1 protein-coding gene is annotated in these 2120 nt (G+C 37.3%); it reads right to left on the reverse strand.

The features are described 5' to 3' along the window. Window positions 1–1156: FGGY family carbohydrate kinase (locus tag PLK24_RS10995; RefSeq protein ID WP_349770683.1), on the reverse strand; the 1156-nt coding region annotated here is incomplete at its 3' end. Between the last annotated feature and the right edge of the window lie 964 nt (window positions 1157–2120).

Here is a 2120-nt window from a genome sequence, read left to right on the forward strand (position 1 = left end):
ATACATCCCGAGTTTGATAAGCCATGGATTCTAAGGTAGCTCGAACTACCTGTTCTCGAGTTGACCCCCGGGTAATACCAATAAGAAGACCTCGAGCATACATATCCCAGTAGGGAGCACAAAGTCCGGTAAAAGCTGGAACGAGATAGACCCCCCCGGTATTTGGAATTGATTGAGCCATAACTTCAGTTTGTGCCGCATTCTCAATGATTTTGATTCCATCCCGGAGCCATTGAACCGCTCCTCCTCCATTAAAAACTAACCCCTCTAAAGAATATTCAATTTCCCCATCTATTCCCCATGCTAAATCGGTTGTTAGTCCATTCTCTGATAAAATAAACTTCTCACCAATGTTCATCATCATAGCTAAAGCCGTTCCATATGTATTTTTTGCCATCCCAGGTTTAAAACAAGCTTGCCCAAATAATGCTGCCTGTTGATCTCCCGCAACCCCAGCTATGGGTATTTCAACTCCATCAAAAATACTCTTATCAGTAATTGCCAAAATACCACTCGACGATTTTGGTTCAGGAAAAATCTCTCGAGGAATTCCCATGGTATCTAATAATTCTTGATCCCAGTTGAGCTCTTGAACATTAAAGAGCATGGTACGAGAAGCATTTGAATAATCGGTCACATGCATTCTTCCGCCACTGAGTTTCCACATTAACCAGGAGTCAATGTTCCCCATTATCAGCTCTCCACTTTTCATTTTTTCTTCTGCGCCGGGAACATTTTCCATAATCCATTTTATTTTGGTAGCGGAAAAATAAGCATCAATGGTTAAACCGGTTTTCTGACGAATTTTTCCTTCAAGACCTTTTGCTTTAAGGTCCTCACAAATGGAAGCCGTCCGGCGACATTGCCAAACAATGGCATTATAAACTGGCTCTCCGGTTTTTTTGTCCCAAATTATCGTTGTTTCCCGTTGATCAGTAATACCAATCCCAGCGATTTGTGACGGTTTAATTCCTGCTTTATTCAAAGCTTCTTTAGCACAAATAAGGGTGGTGTCCCAATATTCCATAGGGTTATGCTCAACCCAACCTGGTTCTGGATAGATCTGATTTATTTCACGATAGGCACTTGAAACAACCATTCCATCATGATCAACCAGAATAACTTTAGTTCCGGTTGTTCCCTGATCAATGGCCATTATATAGGTTCCTTCCAAAATATTGCCTTCCTTTAACAATCAAGAATATTTTTGACACTATCTTACGGCTTAATAGAAGCTTTTATAGCTTTACTCTCATTAAATAGTATCATCCTATCTAAATTTTAACCAATCATGTGACTATAGGTTAGCTATAGGGGTGGTATTAATTCTCCCATTAGCTAATAGTTTTAGAGCAAGAAAAATTTGCATCACAAATGAAGCACAAGCCCAAAGTCATAAATTTCTTTATTTTTTACTAAATAACAACCAAATTCTTATTCAGGATATACCCTCATGCTGCCTAACAGCACCAAATGAAGATGGAAAGCCAAGACTCGACATGCCATGGCATGTTGCTACATCATATAAAGATCGGGCGCAATAAATTGCGCCCCTACATTTTACAATCTTTAGTAAGGGCTTGATTTATCATGCCCGTGGTTTTTCAGGATATAAGGTTGGAGCATAACCATGAGAAAAAAATGGTTGAGTAACCCTCCTCACCCCAGTCCTAACTATAAAAGATGTTCCTTAAACCAGGCTTGTCCCTAATGCAGAACAGGTATTTTCAGGATAGCAAATCCTATTTTAAAATAAACCATATACTCGTTAATTCAAATCACTATTTAATAAAAACTTTTTCCTCTAAAACTATACGATAACAGGGTAAAGTGAAAATCACGATAATAACATCTTTAAATTTTGGTTTTCTTGAATAAAGCTATTTTACTATCACAATATTTTTACTAACCCTTACACCACACTTAAAAAGAAAAGGATTTGGAAGGAGATAAAATTTATTCTCGGTAGATTATATTTCGTATTTATAAGAACAATCATTAAATTTCCTAAAGATTATCCAGTAAAATATGTAAATAGGCATTAGCCTTCTTTTAATTGTTATTGAATCAAATCATTGATAGTCCACCATCAACTACTATCGTTTGACCAGTCATCCAAT

The sequence above is a fragment of the Atribacter sp. genome, from assembly GCF_035418125.1.
In the GTDB taxonomy this organism is placed as follows: domain Bacteria; phylum Atribacterota; class Atribacteria; order Atribacterales; family Atribacteraceae; genus Atribacter; species Atribacter allofermentans.